The organism is Paracoccus sp. UBA889 (assembly GCA_002294185.1).
GTDB lineage: Bacteria > Pseudomonadota > Alphaproteobacteria > Rhodobacterales > Rhodobacteraceae > Paracoccus.
Map to the genome: position 1 here is coordinate 34623 of DBFD01000045.1, position 2653 is coordinate 37275.

Annotated in this window: 2 protein-coding genes and 1 pseudogene; 1 reads left to right on the forward strand and 2 read right to left on the reverse strand. The window is 67.0% G+C overall.

Annotated elements, in window-relative coordinates; genetic code table 11:
* Positions 1-69: 69 nt before the first annotated feature.
* Positions 70-870: a pyrroline-5-carboxylate reductase gene (proC, locus tag B4L36_RS08000; protein WP_292955090.1), complete on the reverse strand. Its 801-nt coding sequence runs from the start codon at positions 868-870 to the stop codon at positions 70-72.
* A 131-nt stretch (positions 871-1001) separates the two neighbouring features.
* On the opposite strand from proC, the gene B4L36_RS08005 reads away from it, so the two are divergent.
* Complete coding sequence (locus B4L36_RS08005; protein WP_292955093.1) at positions 1002-2033, forward strand: Ldh family oxidoreductase; 1032 nt, start codon at positions 1002-1004, stop codon at positions 2031-2033.
* 122 nt (positions 2034-2155) lie between these two features.
* Here the strand turns inward: B4L36_RS08005 and B4L36_RS08010 are convergent.
* Positions 2156-2653: pseudogene (locus tag B4L36_RS08010) on the reverse strand (aconitate hydratase); the annotation flags it as partial.

Sequence of the window (2653 nt, forward strand, 5' to 3'; positions counted from 1 at the left end):
GTTCGAATCCGCCTCCGGGCACCACTTTCAATCCTTCGATGAGATTACCCCGCCTTCGTCGGCTGTGCGCTATTCTGTGGCGGCAAGGGCCTTTGCGCGGCCGAACGCGGCCTCGGCCGCCTCGGTCAGAAGGTCGGCCATGCGATCCGTGCCCATCAGCACTTCCAATGCCGCGGCCGTGGTGCCGTTTGGGCTGGTGACGTTCCTGCGCAACTGGCCTGCATCCTCGTCCGCGCCCTCGGCCAGCGAAGCCGCGCCGAAGACGGTGCCGCGCGCGGCGGCCAGCGCCACGTCATCGGTCAGGCCGATCCGGCGCCCCGCCTGGGCCAGAGCCTCGATAAAGTGAAACAGATAGGCCGGGCCCGAACCCGAAATCGCGGTGATCCGGTCGATATCCTCATCGGATCCGACCTCCAGCACGATCCCGCAGGGTTCCAGCACGTCGCGAACCATGCGGTTCTGGGCCGGGGTGACACGCGCATTGGCGAAGATGCCGAACACGCCCTTGCCGATCGCGGCCGGCGTGTTCGGCATGCAGCGGATGATGGCCTTGTCGTCCAGACCGCGCTGCAGGCTCGCCAGCGTCGTGCCTGCGGCGATCGACAGAAAGCAGGCGTCGAGATGCGCGTAATCGGGCAAGACCTTGCCGATGACCTGCGGCTTGACCGCAAGGATGACCAGATCGGGTTCCAGATCGCGCGGCACCTCGGCTGCCGAGGCAAAGGTCCGCGCGCCGGTTTTCGCCGCCCGGTCGCGCAACGCCTCGGTCGGATCGACGATGCTGACCTGGGGCGGGGTCGGCATGGCCTGCCAGGCAGACAGCAGCGCATGGCCCATATTTCCACAGCCGATCAGCAGGATCTTTGTCATCTTCTGGCCCTCGTCGTTTCGGTTCCGCCGCGATGCTGGCCGAAATTCTTGCCGGCGTCAAAGCGGATGCGCGGGCTTGGACAGGGCGCGCCATTTCTGCAAGTCTGGAAAAGAGTTGACAGGGGGTCAGGATGGAGAACGCAATCGGCACCGCGGATCTGGAAAACCGGATCGCCGCCATTTTCCGCAAGGCCGGTCTGGCTGACGGACAGGCGGCAGCGATGGCGCGCAACCTTGCCGCGGCCGAGCGTGACGGCTGCAAGTCGCACGGCATCTACCGGATCGAAGGTTGCCTGAAAACGGTCCTGGCGGGCAAGGCCGACCCGCTCGCGGTGCCGCAGCTTCATGATGACGGCGGCGGCGTCATCCGTGTCGCGGCGAAAGGCGGCTTTTCGTCATGGGCCTTTTCCCGGGGCGCTCCGCTGCTGGCAGAGCGCGCGAAACGACTTGGCGTTGCGGCGCTGGTCATCAACGATTGCGTGCATCTGACGGCGCTGTGGCCCGAGATCGAGGATCTGACCGCCGATGGCGTCGCCGCGATGGCCATGTGCCCCAGCTATGCCACCGTCGCACCGGCGGGCGGCAGCAGGCCGCTGCTGGGCACCAACCCCTTCGCCTTCGGCTGGCCCCGTCCGGGTGGCAATCCCTATGTGTTCGACTTCGCAACCAGCGTCGCGGCGCGCGGCGAGATCGAGCTGCATCGCCGCGCCGGCGATCCCCTGCCCGAGGGCTGGGCCATCGACGCCGAGGGCCGTGCCACCACCGACCCGGACGCCGCGCTGGCCGGCGCGATGTTGCCCTTCGGCGCGCACAAGGGTTCGGCCATCGCGACGATGATAGAGTTGCTGGCAGGCGCGATGATCGGGGATCTGACCAGCGAGGCGGCGCTGGCGGCCCTGGGCACGACGGATCTGGGACCACGCCACGGAGAGCTGGTTCTGGCCTTCAGTCCTGAACGTTTCGCGGCGGGCAGACCCGGCGAGCCTTTCGCCTTGGCCGAGACGCTGCTGGACGGAATCATCGGGCAGGGCGCACGCCTTCCCTCGCAACGGCGTTTCGCGGCGCGGAAGGACAGCATCGCCAACGGCATCCGGCTGACCGAGGCGGAACTCGCCCTGCTGGACCGGCTGGAGACAGGTGGCCTGAACGCGGTCGCGGTCTGAAATCGGCCTGTCGGCCAGGCGGGACAGGAGAGCACGACAGGATCGGGACGTCGGGGCCACGCCCAGCAAAAGGGGGCGCCGGCATGTGCAGGCGCCCCCCAGGGTTGGCTATCCCCGCCGGATCAGGCGGCGGCGAGGTTGCGCAGCACGTAATGCAGCACGCCGCCGTTCTTGAGATAGTCGATCTCGACCTCGGTATCGACGCGGGCCTTGATCTGGATCTCCTTCTCGGTGCCGTCGGCATAGGTGATCTTGCAGGGCACCAGCGAAAGCGGCTTGAAATCGCCCTCCAGCCCCTCGATCGAGATCACCTCGTCGCCGGTCAGCTTCAGCGTCTTGCGGGTGTCGCCATCGGTGAACTCGAACGGGATCACGCCCATGCCGACCAGGTTCGAGCGATGGATGCGTTCGAAGGATTCCGCGATCACCGCCTTGACGCCCAGCAGGTTCGTGCCTTTGGCCGCCCAGTCGCGCGAGGAACCGGCACCGTATTCGATACCGCCGATCAGGACCAGCGGGACGCCCTTGTCCGCATATTCCATGGCCGCGTCATAGATCGATTCCTGGCCGCCGTCGGGACCCTTGGTATAGCCGCCCTCGACGCCGTCCAGCATCTCGTT